The organism is Nocardiopsis flavescens (genome assembly GCF_900141985.1).
In the GTDB taxonomy this organism is placed as follows: Bacteria; Actinomycetota; Actinomycetes; order Streptosporangiales; family Streptosporangiaceae; genus Nocardiopsis; species Nocardiopsis flavescens.
Genome location: NZ_FQZK01000062.1, coordinates 1 through 2,130 on the forward strand (window position 1 = coordinate 1; position 2,130 = coordinate 2,130).

General features: G+C 57.0%; 1 rRNA gene. It reads right to left on the bottom strand.

Features of this window, described 5'->3' with window-relative positions:
- Positions 1 to 38: 38 nt before the first annotated feature.
- Positions 39 to 2,130 (bottom strand): 23S ribosomal RNA (locus BUE45_RS30985); the annotation flags it as partial.

Here is a 2,130-nt window from a genome sequence, read left to right on the forward strand (position 1 = left end):
ATGTGAACAACGTATGCGCGAGCACCCAATTATCTGCAGCGGACAAGCCCTCGGCCTATTAGTACCGGTCAGCTCCACCCCTCACAGGGCTTCCACACCCGGCCTATCAACCCCATCGTCTCTAGGGAGCCTTACCCTCTCAAAGGAGGCAGGAGACCTCATCTCGAAGCAAGCTTCCCGCTTAGATGCTTTCAGCGGTTATCCCTCCCGAACGTAGCCAACCAGCCATGCCCTTGGCAGGACAACTGGCACACCAGAGGTTCGTCCGTCCCGGTCCTCTCGTACTAGGGACAGCCCTTCTCAAGTCTCCAACGCGCACAGCGGATAGGGACCGAACTGTCTCACGACGTTCTAAACCCAGCTCGCGTGCCGCTTTAATGGGCGAACAGCCCAACCCTTGGGACCAACTCCAGCCCCAGGATGCGACGAGCCGACATCGAGGTGCCAAACCATCCCGTCGATATGGACTCTTGGGGAAGATCAGCCTGTTATCCCCGGGGTACCTTTTAGCCGTTGAGCGACACCGCTTCCACACGCCGGTGCCGGATCACTAGTCCCAGCTTTCGCTCCTGCTCGACACGTCCGTCTCACAGTCAAGCTCCCTTGTGCACTTACACTCAACACCTGATTACCAACCAGGCTGAGGGAACCTTTGGGCGCCTCCGTTACTCTTTGGGAGGCAACCGCCCCAGTTAAACTACCCACCAGACACTGTCCCCGAACCGGATCACGGCCCAAGGTTAGATGCCCGAAACAGTCAGAGTGGTATTTCACCAACGCCTCCACCACCACTAGCGTGATAGCTTCACCGGCTCCCACCTATCCTACACAAACCATCCCAAACACCAATGTCAAGCTATAGTGAAGGTCCCGGGGTCTTTCCGTCCTGCTGCGCGAAACGAGCATCTTTACTCGTAGTGCAATTTCACCGGGCCCATGGTTGAGACAGTGGGGAAGTCGTTACGCCATTCGTGCAGGTCGGAACTTACCCGACAAGGAATTTCGCTACCTTAGGATGGTTATAGTTACCACCGCCGTTTACTGGCGCTTAGATTCCCAGCTTCACAGGGACGAACCCCATTGACCAGTCCTCTTAACGTTCCAGCACCGGGCAGGCGTCAGTCCGTATACAGCGTCTTACGACTTCGCACGGACCTGTGTTTTTAATAAACAGTCGCTTCCCCCCGCTATCTGCGACCCCACCCAGCTCCAGCCGCAAAGGCCTTCACCAGACAGGGCTCCCCTTCTCCCAAAGTTACGGGGACAATTTGCCGAGTTCCTTAACCATGGTTCACCCGAACGCCTCGGTATTCTCTACCTGACCACCTGCGTCGGTTTAGGGTACTGGCCGCTCACGAACTCGCTAGAGGCTTTTCTCGACAGCATGGGATCACTCACTTCGCCAAAAACGGCTCCGCATCACGTCTCAGCCTTCACAAGGGGCGGATTTGCCAACCCCCCAGCCTACACGCTTACCCCCGGACAACCACCGCCGGGTAGAGCTACCCTCCTGCGTCACCCCATCACTTACCTACTACAAGCTCGGATCCCAGACCAGACCAGAGGCAGCTCCCGAAGGAACCACCAAGGACCAGCGTGGTTAGCATCACCTGATTCGATACTGGACGCTCGTGCACGGGTACGGGAATATCAACCCGTTATCCATCGACTACGCCTGTCGGCCTCGCCTTAGGTCCAGACTCACCCTGGGCGGATTAACCTGCCCCAGGAACCCTTAGTCAATCGGCGGCAACGTTTCTCACGTTGCTATCGCTACTCATGCCTGCATTCTCACTCGCACGCCCTCCACCACACGATCACTCGGCGGCTTCACCGAACGCACGACGCTCCCCTACCAACCCGGAAAACCGGGCTCCACAGCTTCGGCGGTGTGCTTAAGCCCCGCTACATTATCGGCGCAGAACCACTTGACCAGTGAGCTATTACGCACTCTTTAAAGGATGGCTGCTTCTAAGCCAACCTCCTGGTTGTCTCAGCAACTCCACAACCTTTCCCACTTAGCACACGCTTAGGGGCCTTAGCTGATGATCTGGGCTGTTTCCCTCTCGACTACGAAGCTTATCCCCCGCAGTCTCACTGCCACGCTTCACTTAACCGGCATTCGGAGTT